The sequence below is a fragment of the Salipiger thiooxidans genome, assembly GCF_900102075.1.
Taxonomy (GTDB): domain Bacteria; phylum Pseudomonadota; class Alphaproteobacteria; order Rhodobacterales; family Rhodobacteraceae; genus Salipiger; species Salipiger thiooxidans.
This window is the reverse complement of record NZ_FNAV01000008.1, coordinates 26,058-48,680: the sequence shown is the minus strand read 5'-3', so window position 1 is coordinate 48,680 and position 22,623 is coordinate 26,058. Positions and strand designations below refer to the sequence as shown.

Annotated in this window: 21 protein-coding genes; 10 read left to right on the top strand and 11 right to left on the bottom strand. The window is 69.6% G+C overall.

Annotated features, from left to right (window positions below; genetic code table 11):
* Nucleotides 1–73: 73 nt before the first annotated feature.
* On the bottom strand, nt 74–1,717 hold the full coding sequence (locus BLQ77_RS13120; protein ID WP_089959826.1) for an ABC transporter substrate-binding protein: 1,644 nt from the start codon (nt 1,715–1,717) through the stop codon (nt 74–76).
* A 267-nt stretch (nt 1,718–1,984) separates the two neighbouring features.
* Between BLQ77_RS13120 and BLQ77_RS13115 the strand changes: the two genes are divergently transcribed.
* Nucleotides 1,985–2,803: a sugar phosphate isomerase/epimerase family protein gene (locus BLQ77_RS13115; RefSeq protein WP_089959823.1), complete on the top strand. Its 819-nt coding sequence runs from the start codon at nt 1,985–1,987 to the stop codon at nt 2,801–2,803.
* Between the two features lie 30 nt (nt 2,804–2,833).
* On the opposite strand, the gene BLQ77_RS13110 is transcribed toward BLQ77_RS13115, so the two are convergent.
* The 3 genes from BLQ77_RS13110 to BLQ77_RS13100 form a co-directional block, all read right to left on the bottom strand.
* The gene (locus tag BLQ77_RS13110) at nt 2,834–3,763 is read right to left on the bottom strand and encodes a hypothetical protein (protein ID WP_089959819.1); all 930 of its coding nucleotides are present in this window, start codon (nt 3,761–3,763) and stop codon (nt 2,834–2,836) included.
* Nucleotides 3,764–4,355: 592 nt separating this feature from the next.
* A complete protein-coding gene (locus BLQ77_RS29340; protein WP_242661717.1) occupies nt 4,356–4,748 on the bottom strand; it encodes a CoA transferase in 393 nt (130 codons plus the stop codon).
* Between the two features lie 23 nt (nt 4,749–4,771).
* Entirely contained in the window at nt 4,772–5,836 is a 1,065-nt protein-coding gene (locus BLQ77_RS13100) for an AbrB family protein (RefSeq protein WP_165617093.1), read from the bottom strand.
* A gap of 370 nt (nt 5,837–6,206) precedes the next feature.
* Between BLQ77_RS13100 and BLQ77_RS13095 the strand changes: the two genes are divergently transcribed.
* From BLQ77_RS13095 to BLQ77_RS13055, 9 genes are all read left to right on the top strand, one after another.
* Nucleotides 6,207–6,656 (top strand): tripartite tricarboxylate transporter TctB family protein, encoded by a 450-nt coding sequence (locus BLQ77_RS13095; RefSeq protein ID WP_089959811.1) that lies wholly within the window; start codon nt 6,207–6,209, stop codon nt 6,654–6,656.
* Nucleotides 6,656–8,200: a tripartite tricarboxylate transporter permease gene (locus BLQ77_RS13090; RefSeq protein WP_089959809.1), complete on the top strand. Its 1,545-nt coding sequence runs from the start codon at nt 6,656–6,658 to the stop codon at nt 8,198–8,200. Before BLQ77_RS13095 ends, BLQ77_RS13090 begins: the two co-directional genes overlap by 1 nt.
* Nucleotides 8,201–8,226: 26 nt before the next feature.
* Nucleotides 8,227–9,177 carry a Bug family tripartite tricarboxylate transporter substrate binding protein gene (locus BLQ77_RS13085; RefSeq protein WP_089959805.1) on the top strand — a complete coding sequence of 317 codons (951 nt, stop codon included), beginning with the start codon at nt 8,227–8,229 and terminating at the stop codon, nt 9,175–9,177.
* A 74-nt stretch (nt 9,178–9,251) separates the two neighbouring features.
* The gene (locus BLQ77_RS13080) at nt 9,252–10,214 is read left to right on the top strand and encodes a D-2-hydroxyacid dehydrogenase family protein (protein ID WP_089959803.1); all 963 of its coding nucleotides are present in this window, start codon (nt 9,252–9,254) and stop codon (nt 10,212–10,214) included.
* Nucleotides 10,211–10,696: a UTRA domain-containing protein gene (locus BLQ77_RS13075; protein ID WP_089959800.1), complete on the top strand. Its 486-nt coding sequence runs from the start codon at nt 10,211–10,213 to the stop codon at nt 10,694–10,696. The genes BLQ77_RS13080 and BLQ77_RS13075 overlap by 4 nt, the downstream gene beginning before the upstream one ends.
* 36 nt (nt 10,697–10,732) lie before the next feature.
* Nucleotides 10,733–11,566, top strand: coding sequence for an alpha/beta fold hydrolase (locus BLQ77_RS13070; RefSeq protein ID WP_089959798.1), 834 nt, complete (start codon nt 10,733–10,735; stop codon nt 11,564–11,566).
* A gap of 16 nt (nt 11,567–11,582) precedes the next feature.
* The gene (locus BLQ77_RS13065) at nt 11,583–13,682 is read left to right on the top strand and encodes a 3-hydroxyacyl-CoA dehydrogenase NAD-binding domain-containing protein (RefSeq protein WP_089959795.1); all 2,100 of its coding nucleotides are present in this window, start codon (nt 11,583–11,585) and stop codon (nt 13,680–13,682) included.
* A 3-nt stretch (nt 13,683–13,685) separates the two neighbouring features.
* Nucleotides 13,686–14,354, top strand: a complete 669-nt coding sequence (locus BLQ77_RS13060; RefSeq protein ID WP_242661716.1) for a glutathione S-transferase — start codon at nt 13,686–13,688, stop codon at nt 14,352–14,354.
* A 129-nt stretch (nt 14,355–14,483) separates the two neighbouring features.
* Nucleotides 14,484–15,236 (top strand): GntR family transcriptional regulator, encoded by a 753-nt coding sequence (locus BLQ77_RS13055; protein WP_008887769.1) that lies wholly within the window; start codon nt 14,484–14,486, stop codon nt 15,234–15,236.
* A 54-nt stretch (nt 15,237–15,290) separates the two neighbouring features.
* Here the strand turns inward: BLQ77_RS13055 and BLQ77_RS13050 are convergent, their stop codons facing one another.
* From BLQ77_RS13050 to BLQ77_RS13020, 7 genes are all read right to left on the bottom strand, one after another.
* Nucleotides 15,291–16,058 carry an enoyl-CoA hydratase/isomerase family protein gene (locus tag BLQ77_RS13050; protein ID WP_089959787.1) on the bottom strand — a complete coding sequence of 256 codons (768 nt, stop codon included), beginning with the start codon at nt 16,056–16,058 and terminating at the stop codon, nt 15,291–15,293.
* A 30-nt stretch (nt 16,059–16,088) separates the two neighbouring features.
* Complete coding sequence (locus BLQ77_RS13045) at nt 16,089–16,700, bottom strand: flavin reductase family protein (RefSeq protein WP_008887768.1); 612 nt, start codon at nt 16,698–16,700, stop codon at nt 16,089–16,091.
* A 28-nt stretch (nt 16,701–16,728) separates the two neighbouring features.
* On the bottom strand, nt 16,729–17,361 hold the full coding sequence (locus tag BLQ77_RS13040; RefSeq protein ID WP_089959784.1) for a carboxymuconolactone decarboxylase family protein: 633 nt from the start codon (nt 17,359–17,361) through the stop codon (nt 16,729–16,731).
* Nucleotides 17,358–18,551 (bottom strand): CaiB/BaiF CoA transferase family protein, encoded by a 1,194-nt coding sequence (locus tag BLQ77_RS13035; protein WP_089959783.1) that lies wholly within the window; start codon nt 18,549–18,551, stop codon nt 17,358–17,360. The genes BLQ77_RS13040 and BLQ77_RS13035 overlap by 4 nt, the downstream gene beginning before the upstream one ends.
* Complete coding sequence (locus tag BLQ77_RS13030; protein ID WP_089959781.1) at nt 18,551–19,369, bottom strand: alpha/beta fold hydrolase; 819 nt, start codon at nt 19,367–19,369, stop codon at nt 18,551–18,553. Before BLQ77_RS13030 ends, BLQ77_RS13035 begins: the two co-directional genes overlap by 1 nt.
* Nucleotides 19,366–21,333, bottom strand: a complete 1,968-nt coding sequence (locus BLQ77_RS13025) for a TRAP transporter permease (RefSeq protein ID WP_242661715.1) — start codon at nt 21,331–21,333, stop codon at nt 19,366–19,368. Before BLQ77_RS13025 ends, BLQ77_RS13030 begins: the two co-directional genes overlap by 4 nt.
* Before the next feature lie 145 nt (nt 21,334–21,478).
* On the bottom strand, nt 21,479–22,615 hold the full coding sequence (locus tag BLQ77_RS13020; RefSeq protein WP_242661714.1) for a TAXI family TRAP transporter solute-binding subunit: 1,137 nt from the start codon (nt 22,613–22,615) through the stop codon (nt 21,479–21,481).
* Nucleotides 22,616–22,623: the final 8 nt, after the last annotated feature.

Here is a 22,623-nt window from a genome sequence, read left to right as displayed (position 1 = left end):
CCGGCAACAACGGGCCGCAACGAAAATTCCCGGCGGATCGCGCGGATCCGCCGGGGTGTGCGTCAGGCGGGGCTTACCCCTGCGAGGCGTTCCAGTTCGAGGCGCGGAAATCCATCGCGAAGGCGGGGGCGGCCTTCCAGTTCAGGTCCGAGCGCATGCCGGTGAAGACGGCGTTCTGGTGCAGCACCTGGTAGGCCGGATCCTCGCGCTCGGCGATCTCGAGCATCCGCGTGATCGCCTGCTTGCGCTTGGCCTGGTCGGTCGAGGTCTCCATCACGACGGACAGCTCGTTGAGCTCGGCGTTGGACCAGTCCTTCTTCTGCTGGACTTCGCCGTTGGGGCCGAACTGCACCACCATCGGGGTGATCGGGTCGTTGATGGTGTTCGAGGCCGACCAGTCGCGCACGCCCTTGATGCCCTCGGGGTCGTGGATCTGGCCCCAGTTCTCCTTCATCTCGATCTGCACGTTGAGACCGACCTGCTTCCACATCTCGACCATGATCTGACCGTTCGAGACCTGGTTGGTGTAGTAGTTGTTGAGCAGGCGATAGGGGATCGGGTCGCCCTTGTAGTTGGCCTGCTTGAGCAGGTCGCGGGCGAGCTCGGGGTTGAACTCGGGCGCGGCCCAACCCTCGACGAACATGTTCGAGGCGCGGAAGCTCTCGAACTGCAGACCGGCGGGGACATTGGTCATGCCGCCCCAGAGCGCCTGCACGATGGCGTCGCGGTCGATCGAATGGGTCATGGCGCGGCGCACCAGCGGATCGGCGAGCATGTCGTTCTGGGTGTTGAACACCGAGATGCGGTGGTTCCAGATGGTCGAGCTCTGGACCTCGAAACCGCTCTGGCCCTGCACGTTGCCGATCTGGTCCGGCGGCAGGTCGCAGGCGAAGTCGTATTCGCCCGAGAGCAGGCCGTTGACCCGGCTCGAGACCTCGGGGACCTCGACGAAGGTGATGCGCTCGAGCGGCGGGCGGCCTTCCCAGTGGTCGTCGAAGGCGACGAGGGTCAGCGAAACGTCGGGGCGGTGTTCCTCGACCATGTAGGCGCCGGTGGTGACGGGCTTGGCGGCCCACTCGGCGTAGGAGGCGGCCTCGTCCCAGGCGCGGCGGCTGGCGATCTGGCTGCCGAAGGAATAAAGGCGGCCTTCCATCGTCACGTCCGGCGTCGCGTTGTGGAAGCGTACGGTGTACTTGTCGACGATCTCGACGCCCTCGAGCGCCGGCCACAGGCGGCGGCCGATGCCGGGCACGTTCGGCGGCAGGTCCTTGGCGGTGGCGGGCTTGTAGTCCTCGGCGAAGATGGTCTTGCCTCCGACCGGCTGGGTATCGGCGAAGACACGCTCGGGCGAGAACGAGAAGGCCACGTCCTCGGCGGTCATCTCGTCGCCGTTGTGGAACCTGACGCCCTCGCGAAGCTTCAGCTCCATGGTCCTGTCATCGAGGCGTTTCCAGTCCGTGGCAAGCGAGGGGACGGGGCCCTGGGTGCCCATCCAGTCGCGGCCGATGAGGCTTTCCCAGAGGTTCGGGAAGAAGACGCGCTCGCCGACATTGGATTGCTCGTTCCACGGATCGAGCGTGTTGTTGTTGGTGATCTTCTGAACGGCGATGGTGATCGAGGGGCGGGCGCCCTGGGCGCGCAGCAGCCCGGGCATCGCGACGCTGCCGGTGCCTGCGGCGATCAGGCCAAGCGCGTGGCGGCGGTTGAGTATGATCATGTCATGTCTCCTGTCGTCCCGGTCCGATACCGGGGTGGTGATCCTGGCTCGACGGATGCAAAAGGGTGGGGCGGCATCCGCGATGAAGGCCATAAAGCGACGCTTCACGACAGCTGAGCGACCGTTTGACGACGCTAATGCGACAATTGCTCAGGTGGCCGACAATTGCTCGTGTCCGTCATGAACGCGTCATGCGGCCTGCCTAGAGCGGGGCGGCGTTGCCTGCCGAGCGGGCAACGGACACATTGACTCTTCAGGACAGCCGACATGACCTCTCTCCCCCTTCTCGGAGCGGCGATGCCGCTCGACACGCTCGACACGCTGCGCGACTGGGTGCTCGCCGACCAGCGCGACCTCGAGCTGCAGGATTTCACCACCGCCGAGGTGCTCAGCGGCGACTGGCAGCCGCTGGTGGCCCGCGCCCGGGCGCTGCTCGACGGCTACGAGGGGCGGCTGGGGATCCACGGGCCGTTCTGGGGGCTGAGCCTTGCGAACCTCGATTTCGAGATCCGCGCCATCGTCACGAAGCGCCTGCTGCAGGGGCTCGAGGTCTGCGAGGCGCTGGGGGCCACGCAGATGGTGATCCACAGCCCCTACACCACGTGGGATTACAACAACCTCGACAATTACGCCGACGCCCGCGACCGGGTGGTGGCGCTGGTGCACGAGACCCTCGCCCCGGCGGTGACCCGCGCCGAGGATCTGGGCGTGACCCTCGTGATCGAGAACATCGAGGACAAGGACACCGATGCGCGCTGCCTGCTCGCCGACAGCTTCTCGAGCGACGCGGTGGCGGTATCGGTCGACACCGGCCACGCACACTATGCCCACGGCACCCATGGCGCTGCGCCGGTCGACTACTACATCCGCCGCGCCGGCGAGCGGCTGCGCCACGTGCACCTGCAGGATGCGGACGGCTACGCCGACCGGCACTGGGGCATCGGGCTCGGCACCATCAACTGGGCCTCGGTCTTCGATGCGGTGGCGCCGCTCGACGGCCGCGCGCGGCTCATCCTCGAGCTGCGCGACAAGGCGCAGATCCTGCCCTCGGCACAGCGTCTGGCGGCCATGGGACTGGCGCGCTGACGCGGCGGCGGGCGGGTCCATGCCCGCCCGTCACAACGCGAGGAAGGCGAGGTAGCTCTTCCACAGCGCCGGGATCTCGAGCGGCGCCATGTGGTCGAGGTAGCGGCGCGGGTTCCAGTAGTTGAGGCTCCAGTGCGAGCGGTCGGGGACGTAGTGCGCCACGTCCACCAGCAGCGACCGGTACGGCCCCTGCTCGCGTGGCGGGGCGAAGGCCCTGTTGCGCTCGGCGTATTGCCCGAAGCCGAGCACGCCGTCGGTCGAGGCGGTGACCTGAAGCACCGGCGTGCCGGTCCGCTCGGCCCAGCGGGCCATCTCGGCGTAGTCGGTGTCGGGGCTCAGCATCAGCACGTGGCCGGGGCGCACCGCGTCCGACTGCAGCAGCCGGCGGACGATGTCGCAGCCGATGCTGTGGCAGATGAAATCGTAGCTGGCGGGCGGCGGCGGCAGGGCCTCGGCCAAGAGCCTCGCCGCCTCGATGGCGTTTTCGGAGGCCAGCCCGTAGGGCCCGCCGCGCCCGTCCTTCCAGGCGTCGAGATAGCCCCCGATGCCGTGCCCGCCCGAGCGCCAGCCGATGCCCGCCAGCGCCACCCGCCCCGAGACCTGCTGGCGCGCGACCTGGTAGATGGTGAGATGGGGGTTGGCAAAGCCGGTCTCGACCGGATCGTAGAGCGTGCCATGCACGAGGATCAGGTGCCGTTCCCCGGTGAGCCTTTTGCGCGCCTCCCCGGCCGTGAGGGGGGCGTCGTTGGTGCCGTCGGGGTTGATGCTGTAGAGCCCGCCGTCGGCGATGTTGAGCGACGCCTCGCGGTAGGCGTCGGGCACTTCCTCGGCGAATTTCCAGTCCTGCCCGTCGGCCACCGCCTCCGGATCCGGCGCGGACCGGTCGGTGCAGGCCATCAGCACCGCCGCCACCAGCGCCAGCGCGGTCGCGGTGCGGCGGGGGGTGCGGGGCTCGGTCATGCGCTGACGGTCCCGGAGAGGGGGACCGGACTCTATGGGGGCCATGCGGGGTGCTCCGGGGGGGCGCCGTCCGGTCGGCTGGAACTGGCATTAAACAGCAATTCGTGGCGTACTTCGAGAGGCGGGCGTCTGGTCCGGGGGCGGTCATCCTCGGAGACCGTCGTCCTGTCGGCTCAGGTGGCATCCTGCCCGGAGTTCCGGCGGGATCGTGCGGCGGGCCGGACTTGGGTCCCGGAAACGGAAAAAGGCGGATCGTGGATCCGCCTCGTCCGTTGGCTGCGCTGTCTGTCTGCCTTGCTGGGTGGCTGCCTGGCGAAAAGCTGGGTTGCTGCCTTGCTAGGTCGATAGATGCGTCGCTGTTGAGGATGAAGTACCTGCAAACCGCGGCGGCGTCAACAAAAAATCCAATGAAACCATATAGTTGACAGCAATTGTCAGGTTTTAAATTTGACTCTTTCAGTCGGAATATGAGTCCCTGGGAAATTTCCCCATGGGCTCAGCCACTTGCCCGCTTGCCGCGCGCAACGGGGCCTGCGGCTGCGGTGCGCGGGCGAGGCCACGACCCGGTGAAGGTGGTCTCGATCCCCTACGCTCATTTCATCGTGCCCATTGGCCTTGCGCCCGGGGACCGCAAGCAAGAGGCGCTGCCGCTGATGCAGACCATCCTCGAGAGCGCGGTGCTCTGCGTGCCGCAGAAGGTCTCGAGCCGCGGTTGCTTCAGCAGCGCCAAGGCGCTCGAGCCGATCACGGGCATCTCGAGGCAGGTGCGCCTCAAGGCGTCGTCGCTCGATGCGCCGGTGACCGCGCTTTCGGGCGGAAACCAGCAGAAGGTCGTGCTGACCCGCCGGCGCACCTGGCCGGGGTCGTCGGGGCGGTCGATCTTGATGACCTCGGCGCCCGGCACCGCGAGCTGATACGCGGCAAAGGTCCCGGCAAGCACGTGGGGGGCGTCGATGACGCGCAGGCCGTCGAAGGCTCTGGGCATGGCGGGACTCCGTGTCGTGGGCGTCATTCTCCGGGCTCGGGGCGCCCGCGCCGGGCCCCGTCGAGCCGGTGGGTCACGCGCGCGATCCAGCCGAGGTTGGGCATGATGACGAAGATCCGGGTGAGGTGCATGGCGGTGACCAGCGCCACGTCCTGCCCGAGCACGCCCGCGGTCAGCGCCATCTCGGTCACACCGCCCGGCGCGATGCCCAGCATCACCGTCGGGAAGGGGGCGCCGAACAGCGCCGAGATTCCCCAGGCGCCCAGCACGCAGGCGCCGAGCAGCAGTGACGAGGACAGCAGTACCGAGCCGATCAGCGCGCCGCGCTGTTCCAGAAGCTCGCGGCGGAAGCTTGAGCCCAGCCACGTGCCGAGCACGATCTGCGCGATGGCGAGCAGCGGGCCCGGGATCTCGTAGCTTGGCAGGCCCACGGACGAGAACAGCGCCGCAAGGAACAGCGGGCCGAGGAAGAACGGGTTGGAGAAGCGCAGCAGCCGGAACAGCACCGGCCCGAGCAGCGCGCCGCCCAGCGTCACCGCGAGCCCCGGCAGACTGCCGTGATGCAGCACAGGCGCGAGCGGCGCGGCCCCGGGGGGTGCGCCGAGCTGCAGCAGGAACGGCACCACCGTCACCACCAGCGCGATGCGCGCGGTCTGGGCCAGCACGACGGGCCCGGGATTGACGCCCATGTGCTCGGCCAGCACCCCGGCCTCGACCGGCGAGGTGGGCGTCACCGACAGCAGCGCCGTCACTGTGCTGGTGCCGTAGACCCGGCGCTGGATCTGCGCCACGAGAATGGCGGCGACGAGGATGAAGAGGCTCACCGTCAGCAGCATCGGCGCGGTCTGCAGCAGCGAATGCAGCGCGTCGGGGGTGAAATGCGCGCCCACGAAGGTCGCGATGGTCACCTGCCCGATGGGCCGGGTGCGGATGGGAACGGCGACGGTGACGAGCCCCGAGGCGCTCAGCGCTCCGGTGATCACCAGCGGCCCGATCATCCACGGCAGCGGCGTGCCGACGCGGCTGAACAGGACCCCCGCGAGCGCGGCGACGACGTAGAGCGTCAGGAGCGGCAGGTGTTTGCGCATGGGATCCTCGTCACCGCGACAGGCGGTCTCTCGGGTTCTGACCATAATGAGCTATAAAAATGATTCAAGACGGGGAATTGGGGGCTCGGAAGGACGGCCTCGCCACGGTAGGTGTCCTGGGGGAGGCAGGTGAAACGCCTGAAGTCCCGCCGCATCTCCGTCGTATTTCCGGCATGGCTTTGATAAAAAGCGGATATTTTCCGAGGTAAGATATATTGCCCTTTGGCGCAATGGATATTTGACATAAAGGTATATTTACAGGTTTTATAGGGCAACGGTTTTCGATCTTGCGATGCGCGCCCTTCGGCTGCGCCGGGATACGGCCGGCAACGGGGGCCGGGAGGACGGCCGCAACGGGAGGGGAATCGCAATGACAAGGATCGATTACACCGATCTGGTCGGAGGGCTTGGTCTGGTGCTCACGGGCGCCGCGGTCAGCTACGTCTCGATCAGCCAGTATCCGCTTGGCACGCTGCAGAGGATGGGGCCGGGGATGTTCCCCGCCATCCTCGGGGTGCTGCTGGCCGGGCTCGGGGTGCTGCTGTCGCTGCAGGCGCTGCGCCGTCCCGGCAGCCGCCCGGACATCCGCATCTTCTCGCCGCTCTTCGTGCTGGGCGGCATCGCCGCCTTTGCGCTGGTCATCGTGCCCTTCGGGTTGGTGCCGGCGATCCTTGCGATCACGGTGATCTCGTCGCTGGCCGAGCTGCGGGTGCAGCCGGTCAGCCTCGCGCTGCTGACGCTGGCGCTGTGCCTGATGGCGCCGCTGGTCTTCGTCGTCGGGCTCGGGCTGCCGATCTCGCTGGTGCGGTGGCCGTTCTGATGGAGTTCCTTGCCAACATCGGTCTCGGCTTCAGCGTCGCGCTCAGCCTCACCAACATCTTCTACTGCTTTCTCGGCGCCTTCCTCGGCACGCTGGTGGGGGTGATCCCCGGGCTCGGCGTGCTGGCGGCGATCTCGATGCTGTTCCCGCTGACCTTCCATCTCGAGCCCACCACCGCGCTCATCATGCTGGCGGGGATCTGGTATGGCACGACCTACGGCGGTTCCACCGCGTCGATCCTCCTGAACCTGCCCGGCACGCCCGCCAACGCGGTGACCTGCCTCGACGGCTACCCGATGGCACGGCAGGGCCGGGGCGGCGTGGCGCTCTTCATGACCACGGTGGCCTCGTTCTTCGGCGCCTCCTTCGGCATCGTGCTGCTGACGCTCTTCACCCCGGTGATCGCCGACTACGCGCTGCGCTTCGGCTCGGCGGAGTATTTCGCGCTGATGCTGATGGGGCTGGTCGCGGCCTCGACGATCTCGGAGGGCTCGGCGGTCAAGGGGCTGTCGATGGTGGTGCTGGGCATCATCATCGGCCTCGTGGGCATGGACAGCCAGAGCGCCACGGTGCGCTTCAGCTTCGGCGTCATGGGCCTGCTCGAGGGCGTGAGCCTGATCGCGCTGGCCATGGGGGTCTTCGGGGTGGCGGAGATCATCATGTCGGTGCGCCGGGTGCGCACCGCCGACATCGACCCCGAGACGCTCAGGCTCAAGGCCATCAAGCCGTCGCGGGACGAGATGCGCCGGTCGTGGTTCCCGATGCTGCGCGGCGCCTCCATCGGGTCGTTCTTCGGCACCCTGCCGGGCACCGGTCCGTCGATCGCCGCCTTCCTGTCCTATGCCATCGAGAAGCGTGTCTCGCGCACGCCCGAGCGCTTCGGTAACGGCGCCATCGAGGGCATCATGGGGCCGGAATCCGCCAACAACGCCGCCGACCAGACCGCCTTCATCCCCACCCTGTCGCTGGGCGTGCCCGGCAGTGCCACCATGGCGCTGATGCTGGGGGTGCTGATGATCCACGGCGTGGCCCCGGGGCCGAACCTGATTTCGTCCCAGCCCGAGCTCTTCTGGGGCCTGATCATGAGCTTCTGGGTCGGCAACCTGATCCTGCTGCTGCTCAACATCCCGCTGATCGGGGTCTGGGTGCGGATGCTGACCATCCCCTACCACATCCTCTATCCGGCGGTGCTCATGTTCATCTGCATCGGCGCCTACACCTCGGGCTTCACGGTGCTGAACGTCTGGATGGTGCTGGTCTTCGGGGCGCTGGGATACGCGATGCGGATCTTCGGCTTCCCCGGTGCGCCGCTGCTGCTGGGCTTCGTGCTGGGCCCGCTCATGGAAGAGCATTTCCGCCGCGCCATGGTGCTGTCGCGGGGGGAATTCCTGACCTTCTTCGAACGCCCCATCAGCGCGGTGATCATGGCGCTGACGGGGATGATCCTGATCTGGAGCGTCTGGAGCGCCGAGATCATCCGCAGACGACGGGCCGCGCGCGCCGCGGGAGACGGCGCCACGACCCACGAGGCCCGCGAGGGCTGACCCAACCCCAACCGAGGAGGAAACAGATGAAGACCCTGCTGACCGCTGCCGCCATGGCGCTGGGACTGGCCCAGCCGCTCTTTGCGGCCGACTACCCCGCCGGGCCCGTCACCGTCGTGGTGCCCTATTCGCCGTCAGGCAATACCGACGTGTTCATGCGCCATCTCGCGCCCTATCTCGAAAAGGCCTGGGGCCAGCCGGTGCTGATAGACAACCGCCCGGGCGGCGGCTCGATGGTGGGCACCGCGCAGGTGGCGCAGGCCAGGCCCGACGGGCAGACGCTGCTGGTCACCACCTCGGCCTATGTCACGGCGCCCGCGATCCAGCCCGACCTGCCCTTCGACCCGCGCGAGGACCTGATCCCGGTCGCCAACGTCGGCCACGTCTCCTACATCCTCGTGACCAACGCGACTTCGGACTTCGACACGCTCGACGAGTTTGTGGCCGCCAGCAAGGAGAGCCCCAAGTTCGCCGCCACCGCGGGCCTCGGGACCACCACGCATTTCGCCATCGAGAAGTTCATCGCCGACAGCGGCGCCGACGTCGACGTGGTGCATTTCAAGGGCGGCGGCCCCGCCGTGGTCTCGATCCTCTCGGGCGAGACCGACATCTACGGCTCGTCGGTCAGCTCGGCGGGCGAGAACCTCACCAGCGGCAAGATCAAGGCGCTGGCCGTGCTCGGCAGCGCGCGCATCGACGCGCAGCCCGACGTGCCCTCGACCGCCGAGCTGGGCTACCCGGATCTCGAGATCAAGCAGTGGGTCGGCATGTTCGTGCCCGCGGGCACCGATCCGGCGATCGTCGAGAAGCTCAACGCCGACGTCAACGCGGCGCTCAGGAACGAGGAGTTCATCGCCAAGGTCACGCCGCTCGACTGGACGCTGAACGCCACCACGCCCGAGGGCTTTGCGGAGCAGGTCGATTCCGAGCTCGACATGTGGAAGGCACTCGCGGAATCGCAGGGTCTCTCGCAATAAGATCAGAGAGCGGAGCGCCCCGCGTCGGGGTGCTCTGCCGTCTTCCGTTCACTGATCAAAGGATTGCTCCGGACATGACCGACCTGCCCATCTGCGCCATTCTCGACGATTACCAGGACGCGGCCTTCGCCTGCGCAGACTGGAGCGGCCTCGACGGCCGCGTGACCCTGCGCCGTTATGCCGAGCACCTCGGAGATGAGGATGCGGTGGCCGCGGCGCTTGCCGATTGCACGGTGATCGTCGCAATGCGCGAGCGCACGCCCTTTCCCGAAAGCCTGCTGAAGCGCCTGCCGAACCTGCGGCTGCTGATCACCACCGGCGCCCGCAACCGCAGCATCGACCTCGAGGCCGCGCGGGCGCTCGGCATCACCGTCTGCGGTACCGGCTCGGCCGGCAACCCGGCGGCAGAGCTGGCCTGGGCCGGGATCCTCGCGTTCATGCGGCGCCTGCCGCAGGAGGTCGCCAATTTCCGCGCCGGGGGACCCTGGCAGAACGGCCTCGGGCGCTCGCTTCAGGGCCGGCGGCTCGGCGTCGTGGGGCTCGGCAAGCTCGGCCGCCGCATGGCGCGCTTCGGGCAGGCCTTCGGGATGGAGGTCGCGGGCTGGACCCGCACCGACCTCGACAACCGCGCCGCCGAGCTCGACGTCCTGCCGCTCGACCTGCCCGAGCTCTTTGCCACCAGCGACGTGATCACGGTGCAGCTGGCACTGGTGCCCGGCAGCCGGGGCATCATCTCGGCCGAGCTGCTGGGGCGGATGAAGCCCGACGCGCTGTTCGTGAACACCGCGCGCGGGCCGCTCGCCGACGAGGCGGCGCTGATCTCGCTGCTCGAGGCGGGGCGCATCGGGGGCGCCGTGCTCGATGTCTTCGATACCGAGCCGCTGCCATTGGACCATCCCTTCCGACGCCTGGACAACGTGCAGGCGACGCCGCACATGGGCTATGTCACCGAAGAGAACTACCGCGTCTACTACCGCGACGCGGTCGAGGATATCGGCGGCTGGCTCGGCGGTGCGCCGCTGCGCGTGATGACATGAGCATCGCCAGCCCCGCCAGCCCGACCGCCACCGCCGCGGCACTGCGCAAGAGTGCAGTGTCGCGCTACCTGCAGCTCGCCGGGCTCTTCCGCCGCCGCATCGAGAGCGGCGACTGGCCGGGCCGGGCCGCGCAGTCGTACCGCCGCATCCGGCGCCGCAACTGGCGCGACGGCGAGGCCTTCATGGTCTCGGATCTCTACATCGACGAGCGCGCCTACGCGGCGCTGCCGCCGGACGCGCTGGCGCAGATGACCGCCATGCGCATCGCCTCGGAACTGCCGGGGCGGCAGGTTGCAGACGCCCAGCAGGAGCTCACCGTCATCGGTGCCGATCTGACGGTCTCGCAGGAGCTGTCGGTGCGGCTCGGCGAGCCGATGGCGCGGGTGGTGCGGGTGGCGGTGGACAGCGACGGGCTGCGGTTCCTCGTGACCGACGGCATCTACCGGGGCGACGCGGCGCGGCTGCGGGTGAAACTGAAGTGACCGGGCGGGCGACGACCCGCCGGTGAGGAGACGGAGATGACCACCACGATGACAGAGACGATCCGCACGGTGCAGAACGGTGCTGCCAGCATCGCCTACCGGGTGCTGGGGCCCTCGGGCGAGGCCGCGCCCACGCTCTGCCTGATCGCCTCGACCGGGCGCGGGCCCGACGATTTCCGGCACCTCGCCGAGGCGCTGGCGACGGGCGGGCTGCGCGTGGTGCTGCCCTGGCCGCGCGGCATGGGCGACAGCACCGGCCCGCTCGAGGACATCGACTTCCACGACCTTGCCGGGGACGCCGCCGCGGCGCTTGCCGCCGAGAAAGGCGCGGGCGGCGCCGTCGTCGTGGGCCACGCCTATGGCTGCTGGATCGCCCGCACCGTGGCCCAGGACCGCCCCGAGCTGATCGACGGGCTGGTGCTTCTGGCGGCGGGCGGCGGCAAGTGGCCGGCGCAGCTGTCGCGCGCCATCGAGGTCGCCATGGACCCCGACGCCCCCGAGGACGAGCGTCTTGCCGCGCTGCGGCTCGGCTTCTTCGCCGAGGGCCACGACCCGCGCCCCTGGCTGCAGGGCTGGAACGGCGCGCTCGTGGGGGCGCAGCGGGCCGCCCGCACCCGCACCGAGCGCGACAGCTGGTGGACCTCGGGCCGGGCGCCGGTGCTCGACGTGGTGGGGCTTCAGGACCCGTTCCGGCCCGCCGGGGCCCGCGATTTCTACCTGCGCGAATTCGCGCCCCGCGTGACGCTTGCCACCGTCGACGGGGCGAGCCACGCGCTTCCCGACGAGAAGCCCGCCGAGGTGGCGGCGCTGATGCTGCCCTGGATCCATGCCCTGCGCGACGGCTCCGGGCCCGAACGAAACCAAGACTGACGAAAGGTCGCCAGCCATGAACACCCATGTGACACAGGACACGCCCGAGGCGTCCCCGGGCACGGTCGGCTTCGCCATGCAGGGCGATATCGCGGTGCTGACCATCGACAACCCGCCGGTCAATGCGGGCTCGCACGCAGTGCGCCGCGGCATCACCGACGGCATCGCTGCCGCCTGCGAGGCGGGGGCCGCGGGCGCCGTGCTGATGGGCGCCGGGCGCTGCTTCGTCGCGGGCTCGGACCTGCGCGAGTTCGGCAAGCCCCTGGCGTGGCCCGAGCTGCCCGACGTCATAGCCGCCATCGAGGACGCGCCCTTCCCGGTGGTCGCGGCGCTGCACGGGGTGGCGCTTGGCGGGGGGCTCGAGCTGTCGCTGGGCTGCGACTACCGCATCGCCGCGCCTGACGCCCGGCTGGGCCTGCCCGAGGTCTCGCTGGGCTTCATCCCGGGCGCCGGGGGCACCCAGCGGATGCCGCGCCTCACCGGCCGTGCAAGCGCCATCGACCTGATCTGCCGCGCCGCCCGCATCCCCGCCACCGAGGCGCTGACGCTCGGGCTGGTGGACGGGCTGGCCGAAGGCGACCTGCTGGCCGCCGCGCTGGCCTTCCTGCGCGAGGGGCCGCGGCCCAAGCGGCTCGCCCGCACCCTGCCGCCGCCGCCCGAGGACGAGGCCGCGATCGACGCCGCCGCCCGCACCGCGCTGAAGCGTGGCAAGGGCCGGCCCAACATCGCCGAGGCGATCCGGCTGGTGCGGGCCTCGGACGGAGACGCCGGGACCATGCTCGCCGACGAGCGCGCGGTGTTCCAGCGCCTGCGGCTGAGCGACGACGCCTTCGCGCTGCGCTACCTCTTCTTCGCCGAGCGCACGGCGGGCTCGGTCGACGGGCTCGACATGACAGCGGCGCTCCGGGTTTCGGCCGCGGGCGTGATCGGCGGTGGCACCATGGGGCAGGGCATCGTCCGCGCGCTGCTCGCGGCGGGTCTGTCGGTGGTGCTGATCGAACGCGACGAGGCGGCGCTGGCAACGGCGCTCTCTGGCATCGACGCCAGCCTCGGGGCGCAGGTCGCCAGGGGCCGGCTGTCGGCCTCCGGCGCCGAACAGCGCCGCGCCGCGCTCTCGGGTGCGGTCGACTACGGCGCGCTTTCGGGCTGCGATCTGGTGATCGAGGCGGTCTTCGAGGAGATGTCGGTCAAGCAGGACGTGCTCGCCCGGCTCGAGGCGGCGCTGCCCGCAGAGGCGATCATCGCCACCAACACCTCCTATCTCGACATCGACGAGATGGTGCAGGGGCTCTCCCATCCCGAGCGCGTGCTGGGCCTTCATTTCTTCAGCCCCGCCGATGTGATGAAGCTGCTCGAGGTGGTGCGCGCGGCGCGCACGTCGGACGCGGTGCTGGCGAGCGGGCTCAAGCTTGCGGGCAGGCTCGGCAAGCAGCCGGTGGTGGCGCGCGTGGGCGAGGGCTTCGTCGGCAACCGGATCTACGCCGCCTATCGGCGCCGGGCCGAGCTTCTGGTGCTCGACGGGGCTGCGCCGGAAGAGGTGGATGCGGCCGCCACGGGCTTCGGCTTTGCCATGGGGCCCTTCGCGGTGTCGGACATGTCCGGGCTCGACATCGCCTGGGCGATGCGCAAGCGGCAGGCGGCGAGCCGCGATCCGCAGGCGCGCTACGTCACCATCCCCGACCGGCTCTGCGAGGCCGGGCGGCTCGGACGCAAGACCGGCAAGGGCTGGTATGCCTACGGCTCCGGCTCCGGCGCCGCCGAGCCCGATCCCGAGGTCGCGGCATTGATCGACGCCGCCCGGGCCGAGGCCGGGGTGAGCCCGCAAAGCTTCGACGCCGGGACCATCCAGCGCCAGCTGCTCGCGGCCATCGTCAACGAGGCGGCCTGCCTGCTCGACGAGGGCATCGCGCAGCGGGCCTCGGACGTGGACGTGGCGCTGGCCAATGGCTACGGCTTCCCGCGCTGGCGCGGCGGGCCGCTCTACTGGGCGGCGACCGAGGGCCGCGCCGAGCTCGAGGCGGACCTGAAGGCGCTGGCCGCGGCGGTAGGCCACGGGTTCCGCGCCGGGCCGGTGGCCGAGGTGCTGGCCGGGCTCGACACCGGACGGGAGGGCTGACCGATGGGGGATGCAAGGATGAAGCTGCACTGGTCGCCGCGCTCGCCCTTCGTGCGCAAGGTGATGATCGTCCTGCACGAGACCGGCCTGCTCGGGCAGGTGGATTGCGTGCGCTCGGTGGTGGCGGTGCACATGACGCCGCACCCGGCGGTGATGGCCGACAATCCGCTCGGCAAGATCCCGACGCTGGTCACCGGGGAGGGGCTGGCGCTTTTCGACAGCCGGGTGATCTGCGAATACCTCGATCTGCGCGCAGGCACCGGTCTGCTGCCGTCCGAGCCGGGGCCGCGCATGGCGCAGCTGCGCTGGCAGGCGCTGGGGGACGGGCTCACCGACATCCTGCTGGTCTGGCGCACCGAACTCACCCGCCCGGCGGGCGCCTGGGAGGCGGTCACCGACGGCTGGCGCAGCAAGGTCCGCGCCTCGCTCGACCTGCTGGAAGCCGAGGCCGCTGCGCTGGCGGAGACGCCCTTCGGCCTTGGCCACGTGGCGGTGCTCTGCGCGCTCGGGCAGCTCGATTTCCGCTGGCCCGACTGCGGCTGGCGGGCGCGGGCGCCGCAGCTCGCCGCGTGGGAGGCCGCGCAGGCCACGCGGCCCTCGGTCGCCGCGACCATGGTGATGGATGACGAGGGCGGCGCCGGCGATGTCACCGCGGGCCAGCTCTGGTTCTGAGGGCTGCGCGGCGGGGAGGGCAGGGGCCCCGACCCGCCGCGATATCATTGGTCTAAAACCTAGCTTTTATGATTGAAGGGTGCCCGCGCCGGCCTTATCCTTGAGGGAGCAATCCAGCGAGGACACATCATGGCCGCGACGAGACCCGACAACGCGACAGTCAAGGCTCTGCAGAAGAGCAACGTGTCGCGCTACATCCAGCTTGCGAGCCTGTTCCGCCAGCGCATCGAGAGCGGCGAGTGGGACGTGGGCAGCAAGATCCCCACCGTGAAGGAGCTGGCCGACCAGTGCGGCGTGGCCACCATGACCATCCGCCAGTCGCTCGATATCCTCGAGAAGGAAGGGCTGATCGAGCGTTTCCGGGCCAAGGGCACCTTCGTGATCGAGCGCCCGAAGCGGGATCTGTGGTGCGAGGTCAAGACCGACTGGACCGGCCTGCTGATCGCGCGGGACAATGCCACCATCGAGATCCTCGGCGACGAGACCGGAGTCCTGCTGCCCCGCCACGAGGGCGAGCTCGGCAACCCCGCGCCGTCCTACCGGCACCTGCGCCGCAAGCACAGCCGCGACGGGCAGGCCTTCCTGCTGGCCGATGTCTACGTCGACGAGCGGATCTGCGAGCACATCCCCGAAGAGAACTACACCAGGGTCACCGCGATGCGGCTGGTGGCGGACATTCCCGGCCAGACCGTGGCCAACGCCAACCAGATCGTGACCATCGGCTCGGCCGATCTCGAGACCGCCTCGCAGCTCAACATCTCGATCGGCGACCCGATCGCGCGGGTGCAGCGGGTGGTGGCGAACCAGAATGGCGACATCATCATGCTCGCCAACGGCATCTACCGCGGCGACATGATGAAGATCGAGGTCAAGCTGCGCTGAACCCTGTTACGGGCGCCCCACCCGCCGCCCGCCGCCCCGGACGGCGGTGAAGGCTCAGCTGCGGAACACCGGCGCGCGCTTCTCGCGGAAGGCGGCCATGGCCTCGGCGGTGTCCTCGGAGGTCGACAGCGCCTTGGTCTGGCCCTGCTCGAACCGGTAGCCCTCGTAGACCGACACGCCCTCGGTCATCTGGAACGACCTCTTCGCCGCGCGCACCGCCGAGGGGCTGGCCCTGGCGATGTCCGCCGCGATCCCCCGCGCGGTGGCGAGCAGCTCTTCGGGGGCGACGCAGGCGCTGGCCACGTTCATGCGCAGCAGGTCCGGGCCATAGACCCGGCGGGCGGTGTAGATCATCATCCGCGCGTCGCTCTCGCCGAAGTGGCGGCGCACATGCGCGACGCCGCCGGCAAGCCCGACCATCACCTCGGTCATCTGCAGGAAGCCCTTTTCCGACAGCACGAGGATGTCACAGCAAAGCGCCGTGACGCAGCCCGCGCCGATGGCGGCGCCGTTGACCGCCGCGATGATCGGCTTCGGGCATTCGAGCAGGCAGTCGAAGCTCGCCCGGACGCGGCGGTTGTGGGCGGTGTAGTGTCCCGGGTCCTGGGTCGGGCGCTCGGAGAGGTCGGCCCCGGCCGAGAACGCCTTGCCGGCGCCGGTCAGCACGATGACACGCACGTCGGTCCGGTCGCCGAGCGCGTCGATCACCTCGGTCAGCTCCTCGCGGAAGCGGTTGTTCTGGGCATTCACCGGGGCGCGGTCGATGGTGACGGTCGCGACGAAATCGGCGACGTCGAGGGTGAGGGTCTCAAAGCTGCTCATCGGCGGGTCTCCTGCCTGTCGTGTCGTCTGTCAGTTCTGGTCGAGCACGGGGCGCAGCATCTCGAAGGACTCGCGCACCACGGTGTAGTCGCGGTATCCCAGCCGCGCGAGCGGCTGCAGTAGCGCGAGGTCGACCTTGCCGTCCCGCAGCACCCGCTGGTCGATGTGGATGCCCATGACCTCGCCGAAGACGATGCGGTTGGTGCAGGTGGCCCCGGTCGCGGGCGCAAGCCCCACGATCTGCGCCACCCGGCATTCGATCGACACCGGCGCTTCGGCCACGCGCACGCCTGGGATGTTGCGGCAGGGCTCGGCGGTCAGGCCCACGGCGGCGAACTCGTCGACATCGGGGGCGTAGGGCGCCGAGCTGAGGTTCATCGCCTCGCGCAGCTCCCACGTGGCGATGTTGACGCAGAAATGGCCCGTCGTCTCGGCGTTGGTGATGCTGTCCTTGGCGCTGTCGCTCGAGAACATCACGTGCGGCGGGTTCGCGGCCACGGTGTTGAAGGCGCTGTAGGGCGCGAGGTTCGGCGTGCCCTCGGCCGAGACGGTCGAGATCCAGCCGATGGGCCGGGGTACAATCAGCGCCATCCACGGGTTGTGGGGCAGGCCGTGGTGTTCGGTGCGGGGGTCGTAGAACATCGTCGTGGCGGATCCTTCGAGGCGGCTGTCAGGCATTGGCCGCCACCGCTCCGGGCATCTCGGCCAGCACGCCGTGCTCGCCGGGGAGCGAGCACGAAACGCCCTCGGGCAGCGGGATACGGTGCACGTTCAGGGTCATCGCCACCAGCGTGTAGTAGCCGATCACGGCGGTCAGCTCGACCGCGCCGACCTCGCCCCAGCGGGCGACGATGGCGGCATAGCTGTCGGGATCGACGTCGCCGGTCTGCACGATCTGACGCGCGAACTCGTAGATCTCGCGGCCCTCGGCGTCGTCGCCGAAGTCCGGCGGCTCGCAGACCCGGATCGCCTCGGCCACCGCCGGGTCAAGCCCGGCGCGGTCGGCGTCGCCCGCGTGGATCGCCCATTCCAGCTGGCTGTTCCAGCGCCGTGCGGTGACGAGGATCGCCAGCTCCGAGAGCCGCGTCGGCAGCGAGGTCTCGAAGCGCAGCACCTGCCCGAGCCGCTGCCAGCGGTCCGCCAGAGTCGGGTTGTGCAGCGCCGCGCGCAGCGGGCCGACCAGCGTGCGCCGCGGCCCCGAGACGATCTGCTCGTAGACCTCGCGCTGCGCCGTGTTCATCGTTTCGGGCGCGGGGAAACTGATCCGCCCCGGCGCCGCTTTGGTGTCGACTCCGTTCTTCATGCCTGCATCTCTCCCAGTCCGAGTGCCTCGAGCACCTCTTGCGTGTGTTGTCCCAGCAACGGCGGCGCCTTGTCGAAGGAGAGCGGCGCGTTGCGGAAGTTGAGCGGGCTGACGACCTGCTTGACCGTGCCCGAAAGCGGGTGCGGGATGTCGCGCAGCATGCGGCGGTGTTGCACCTGCGGCTCCTCGAACACCCGGTCCACCGTGTTGATCGGCCCCGATGGCACGCCCGCGGCGGCGAAGGCCTCACACCATTCGGTGATGGTGCGCGCCGCCAGCGCCTCGATCAGCAGTGCCTCGAGCGCGTCGAGGTTCTCGACCCGCGCGGCGTTGGTGGCGTAGGCGGGATCGTCGGCCAGCGCGGGCAGGCCGATGACCTCGCAGAATTTCCGGAACTGGCCGTCGTTGCCCACCGCAAGCACGATGTAGCCGTCGGCCACCGGGTAGACGTTCTGCGGCTGGATGTTGGGGTGGCGGTTGCCGCGCCGCACCGGCTTCTGGCCCGAGACGAGGTAGTTCATCGCCTGGTTGGCGAGCATCGCCACCGAGACGTCGAGCATGGCGAGGTCGATGTGGTCGCCCTTGCCGGTCTGGTCGCGGTTGGCCAGCGCCGCCAGCGCGCCGATGGCGGTGTACATGCCGGTCATGATGTCGATGATCGGCACGCCCACCTTCTGGGGACCGCCGCCCGGTTCGCCGTCGGGGCCGCCGGTGACGCTCATCAGCCCGCCCATGCCCTGGATCATGAAGTCATAGGCGGCATCGCCCGCCTGCGGCCCGGTGAGCCCGAAGCCGGTCACCGAGCAGTAGATCAGCCGCGGATTGACCTTGGCGAGATCGTCGTAGCCCAGCCCCATGCGGTCGAGCGTGCCGGTCTTGAAGTTCTCGAGCAGGATGTCGCTTTCGGCGGCGAGCGCGCGCACCGCGGCGCGCCCTTCCTCGCTCTTGAGGTCGAGCTCGACCGAGCGCTTGCCGCGGTTCACCGAGAGGTAGTAGCCCGCCTCTTTGGTGGTGTTGCCGTCGCGATCCCTGAGGAACGGCGGACCCCAGCGGCGGGTGTCGTCCCCGGCGCCGAGCCGCTCGACCTTGATCACGTCGGCACCAAGGTCGGCGAGGATCTGGCCGCACCACGGCCCGGCCATGATGCGGCTCAGGTCGAGGACACGGACATGCGAGAGTGGACCGGACATCAGCGGGTCTCCTTGGTCTTGGCGGGCGCGTGGACGTCGAGGAACGTCCGCAGCGCGGTCGTGAAGGCGTCGGGGGTCTGGAAGTTTGGCACGTGGCCGGCGCCGGGGATCTCGGCGAAGCTGGCGCGCGGCAGGCTGCCGAACTGCTTGCGGATGGCCTCGGGCATGGCACCGTCCTTCTCGCCGGCGATGCCGAGGAAGGGCACGGTGAGGCCCGCGAGGGCGGCGCTGTGGTCGTAGCTCTGCAGCGCGTGGGTCGCGGCGGCGAAGCCCTCGACCGGGGTGGCGGCGATCATCTCGACCAGCGCCGTGACGCGCGGGTCCTCCGCTGCGACGCCGGGCATCCAGCGCGCGGCGGTCTCACGGGCGATGCGGTCCATGCCCTCGGCGCGGGCGGTGTCGCGGCGCTCGGTCCAGAAGGCCTCGCGGCCCGGGGCGCTTTTCGACACGCCATCGGCGACGACGAAGCCCGCGAAGAGATCCGGTCGCGCCGCGAAGGCGGCAAGCCCGGTGGGCGCGCCCATCGACAGGCCGACGAAGACGCAGTCGCGGACGCCGCAGGCCAAGAGCAGCGCCAGCAGGTCGGCGCCGTAGCCGTCGAAGTCCATCGCGCCTTCGAACACGCTCGACCGGCCGTGGCCGCGCTGGTCGTAGCGCAACACCCGGTAGTCCCCGGACAGCGCCGCGGCCTGCGCGTCCCAGACCGTGAGGTCGGTCATCACCGAGTTCGAGAACACCACCCAGGGCGCGCCGTCCGGTCCTTCGATGCGGGCGTGGAGGGTGCCGCCGTCGGGCAGGGGGATCGTGTGGTCGGTCATTCGCTGTCCTTCGCGGTGGCCACGGCGGGGCGCATGTCGGATTTCGAGAGGAAGGCAGTGCCCATCACCAGCGCCAGGGCGGCAAGGCCTGCGAGGTCGGTCGTGAGGCCCGGCACCAGCAGGCAGAGCCCGCCCGCGAGCAGCACCAGCGCCTCCCAGCCCCTGGCGCTGCGGCCGACGAAGTAGATGTAGCGCTCGGAGGCCGCCGACAGCATCAGGATCGACAGGATCGCGGTCGAGACCGAGAGCACGATCTCGCCGGGTGCGCCCTCGAGGATCAGGCTCGGCTGCAGCACGAAGAGGAACGGCAGCACGAAGAGGATGGCGCCGAGCCGCATCGCGGTCACCCCGGTGCGCATGGCCGGTGCCTTGGCGATCGACGAGGCCGCGACGGCGGCCATGGCCACGGGCGGCGTGATATAGGAGAGCATCGCCCAGTAGAGGATGAAGAGGTGGCTGGCCATCTGGCTGAATCCGCCCTGCACCAGCGCGGGGGCAAGCACCACCGCAAGGAAGATGTAGCAGGCCGAGACCGTCATCCCCATGCCGAGGATGAAGCTCGTCAGTGCGCCGAAGACCAGCAGCAGGTAGGGGTTGCCGCCGGCGTATTGCAGCAGCTCGCGGCTGAAGGCGTTGCCGACCCCGGTAATCGCCAGCGCGCCGACCACCATGCCGACCCCGGCGAGCACGCCCACCAGCATGCCGATGGTGGCGCCGGTCTCCATCACCATGTCGAGCAGGGGGCGGAGCATGTTGTCCTTGCGGGCCCGGAAGAGCGCGGTGAGGACCAGCAGCACGGTGACGTAGAAGGGCGCCTTGGCCTCGGCATTGGTGGCCAGAAGCATCGCCACCAGCACCGCGAGGCTGATCAGGTAGACCCAGCCCGAGCGCAGCACCTTCCAGACCTTCGGAAGCTGGTCGCGGGGCAGGCCCTTGAGCCCGTTGCGGGCGGCGTAGCAGTCGGTCTGGATCAGCAGCACGAGGTAGAAGAGCAGGGCGGGCACGGTGGCCGCGACCATGATCTCGGCGTAGGGCACGTTCATGAACGAGGCCATGACGAAGGCGACCGAGCCCATCACCGGCGGCATCAGCGCGCCCCCGGTCGAGGCGCAGCTTTCCACTGCGCCGGCATAGGCCGCCGGGTAGCCGCAGCGCTTCATGGTGGGGATGGTCATCGAGCCGGTGGAGATGACGTTCGAGATCACGCTGCCCGACAGCGAGCCGAAGAAGCCCGAGGACAGGATCGCGACCTTGGCCGGGCCGCCGCGGGCGTGGCCCATCAGCGCCGAGGCGAGGTCCATGAAGAAGGTGCCGCCGCCCGAGACGGTGAGCGCCACGCCGAACACGATGAAGCCGATGAGCAGGTCGGCGATCACCCGGATCGGGATGCCGATGATGCTCTCGACACCGAGCGAGTGGCTCAGGACGGTTTCGGGCAGCGTCATCTGCACGCCCCAGAGGAAGCCCGGCAGGTAGCCGGTGTAGAGCGGGAAGGCCGCGAAGATGGCGCAGATGATGAAGAGCGGCAGCCCGGCGCAGCGGCGCACCGCCTCGAGCGAGAGCAGCACCAGCGCGCCGGCCTGCAGCACCACGGGCAGCGGCGCCTGGAATTCCCAGCCGCGGTTGAGGATCTCGTCGGTATGCGCGGCGAAATACATGCAGACACCGAAGGCCGCCGCCGCCAGCACCCAGTCGTACCAGCGTACCCGCTCCGTGTCGGCCTCGCGGGCGGGAGAGGTGATGAACGCGACCGGCATGAAGAGCCCGACGATGATGTAGTAGTAGGACGTGCTGATCGGCCGGAACCCGAAGACCTGAAGGTTGAAGATCTGGTTGAGGATGATCGCGAGGCCGGCGCTGGACAGGACCAGCGTGGCGAACCACGCGGCGCCGGTCAGGCGTACGCCCTCACGGGCCCAGGGCTTGGTGTCGCCCACGCTCTCGATGGTGATTTCAGGCTGCATGCTGGAGGGGCTCCGGTCGTCAGGAAGCTGCGGGGCGGCCGCCGGTCGGGCAGGGGCCTGCGCCCGTGCCGGGGGTCGGAAGATCTGCCGGGGGAGCCGTGCCGCCGTTGCGCGAAGCGCGGGCCGGGCGCGGCTCCCCGCCGTGTCAGTTCAGCGCGTCGCTGCGGTAGCTGTCCCAGAAGGCCGGCCAGTCGTCGTCCGAGACCTTTTCGGCATCGGCCTTCTCGGTGGCCGCGGCCCAGGCCGACTTCACCGCCTCGAGCCGGGCGATGCGGGTCTCGTTCCAGGCGTCGTCCTCGGCGTCCCATACGCCCATCTCGCGCAGGTACCTGATGGCGCCCGGGTGGAACGGCGCGCCGGCCGGTGAACTGCCCGCGTCCTGCATGTTCCAGCGCGCGATCACGCCGTTGGCGTCCTTGAAGAGGTCATAGCTCTCGTCCAGCGCCTTCACGAGGTTGTAGACCTCGTCCTCGCTGGTGTCGGCATAGGTGGTGAGCTGCGGGTAGCGGTAGCCCAGAAGCTCGGCGGGATCGTCCTCGGAGATGCTGACGCCGACGGTCATCGACGTGGGCGAGAAGATCGTGGCCGAGGCGCGCACGCGGTCCCAGCCGGCGCTGTCCGATCCCGGCATGTCGAGCCAGCGCACGCCGCGGCCGCCTTCGGCCTCGCGCAGGGCTGACACCGTGGGGGTGACCGGAACGGCGTCGATCTCGCCCGCGATGAAGCCCTGCACCATGGCGCCGTATCCCGGGTAGATCACCTGCTCGACGTCGTCGACGGTGAGATCGCCGAAGGCCAGCGCGGCCTCGGTGTTCATCAGGGTCGAGGGGCTGGCCTGCACGAAGCCCACCTTGCGGCCCTTGAGGTCCGCGACGCTTTCGATGTCGGTGTCGAGCCCGGTGATCAGGCCGACGGCGGCGGGTCGGCCAAGCAACACGCGCACCTCCTGCGGGCCCCAGTCACGGGCGGCGAATTCGAACATGCCCTCGGAGGCGAAGAAGATCTCGTTGCCCATGAAGCCGAAGGTCGCGCGCTTCTTGGCGAGCGGCAGCATCCGGCCGATGCCGGTGCCCGAGGGCGTCAGGCGCACGGTGGTGCCGTAGTTCTTGTCGAGCGCGTCGGCCATGGCCGAGGCCTCGACGTAGCCGGTCGAGCCGAGGTCGTAGGACGTCCAGACCATGGTGCGCGGCAGCGTCACCTCGTCGGCCAGGACGGCCTGCCCGGCGAAGATGGCGACGGCGGCGACCGTGCCCCTGATGAATGCGGATCCCAACAAAGCCATTCCTCCCT

What these genes read in the sequence shown, in the direction of transcription:
- BLQ77_RS13120 (WP_089959826.1), bottom strand. Translation starts at nt 1,717, where the DNA reads ATGATCATACTCAACCGCCGCCACGCGCTTGGCCTGATCGCCGCAGGC.
- BLQ77_RS13115 (WP_089959823.1), top strand. Translation starts at nt 1,985, where the DNA reads ATGACCTCTCTCCCCCTTCTCGGAGCGGCGATGCCGCTCGACACGCTC.
- BLQ77_RS13110 (WP_089959819.1), bottom strand. Translation starts at nt 3,763, where the DNA reads ATGACCGAGCCCCGCACCCCCCGCCGCACCGCGACCGCGCTGGCGCTG.
- BLQ77_RS29340 (WP_242661717.1), bottom strand. Translation starts at nt 4,748, where the DNA reads ATGCCCAGAGCCTTCGACGGCCTGCGCGTCATCGACGCCCCCCACGTG.
- BLQ77_RS13100 (WP_165617093.1), bottom strand. Translation starts at nt 5,836, where the DNA reads ATGCGCAAACACCTGCCGCTCCTGACGCTCTACGTCGTCGCCGCGCTC.
- BLQ77_RS13095 (WP_089959811.1), top strand. Translation starts at nt 6,207, where the DNA reads ATGACAAGGATCGATTACACCGATCTGGTCGGAGGGCTTGGTCTGGTG.
- BLQ77_RS13090 (WP_089959809.1), top strand. Translation starts at nt 6,656, where the DNA reads ATGGAGTTCCTTGCCAACATCGGTCTCGGCTTCAGCGTCGCGCTCAGC.
- BLQ77_RS13085 (WP_089959805.1), top strand. Translation starts at nt 8,227, where the DNA reads ATGAAGACCCTGCTGACCGCTGCCGCCATGGCGCTGGGACTGGCCCAG.
- BLQ77_RS13080 (WP_089959803.1), top strand. Translation starts at nt 9,252, where the DNA reads ATGACCGACCTGCCCATCTGCGCCATTCTCGACGATTACCAGGACGCG.
- BLQ77_RS13075 (WP_089959800.1), top strand. Translation starts at nt 10,211, where the DNA reads ATGAGCATCGCCAGCCCCGCCAGCCCGACCGCCACCGCCGCGGCACTG.
- BLQ77_RS13070 (WP_089959798.1), top strand. Translation starts at nt 10,733, where the DNA reads ATGACCACCACGATGACAGAGACGATCCGCACGGTGCAGAACGGTGCT.
- BLQ77_RS13065 (WP_089959795.1), top strand. Translation starts at nt 11,583, where the DNA reads ATGAACACCCATGTGACACAGGACACGCCCGAGGCGTCCCCGGGCACG.
- BLQ77_RS13060 (WP_242661716.1), top strand. Translation starts at nt 13,686, where the DNA reads ATGGGGGATGCAAGGATGAAGCTGCACTGGTCGCCGCGCTCGCCCTTC.
- BLQ77_RS13055 (WP_008887769.1), top strand. Translation starts at nt 14,484, where the DNA reads ATGGCCGCGACGAGACCCGACAACGCGACAGTCAAGGCTCTGCAGAAG.
- BLQ77_RS13050 (WP_089959787.1), bottom strand. Translation starts at nt 16,058, where the DNA reads ATGAGCAGCTTTGAGACCCTCACCCTCGACGTCGCCGATTTCGTCGCG.
- BLQ77_RS13045 (WP_008887768.1), bottom strand. Translation starts at nt 16,700, where the DNA reads ATGTTCTACGACCCCCGCACCGAACACCACGGCCTGCCCCACAACCCG.
- BLQ77_RS13040 (WP_089959784.1), bottom strand. Translation starts at nt 17,361, where the DNA reads ATGAAGAACGGAGTCGACACCAAAGCGGCGCCGGGGCGGATCAGTTTC.
- BLQ77_RS13035 (WP_089959783.1), bottom strand. Translation starts at nt 18,551, where the DNA reads ATGTCCGGTCCACTCTCGCATGTCCGTGTCCTCGACCTGAGCCGCATC.
- BLQ77_RS13030 (WP_089959781.1), bottom strand. Translation starts at nt 19,369, where the DNA reads ATGACCGACCACACGATCCCCCTGCCCGACGGCGGCACCCTCCACGCC.
- BLQ77_RS13025 (WP_242661715.1), bottom strand. Translation starts at nt 21,333, where the DNA reads ATGCAGCCTGAAATCACCATCGAGAGCGTGGGCGACACCAAGCCCTGG.
- BLQ77_RS13020 (WP_242661714.1), bottom strand. Translation starts at nt 22,615, where the DNA reads ATGGCTTTGTTGGGATCCGCATTCATCAGGGGCACGGTCGCCGCCGTC.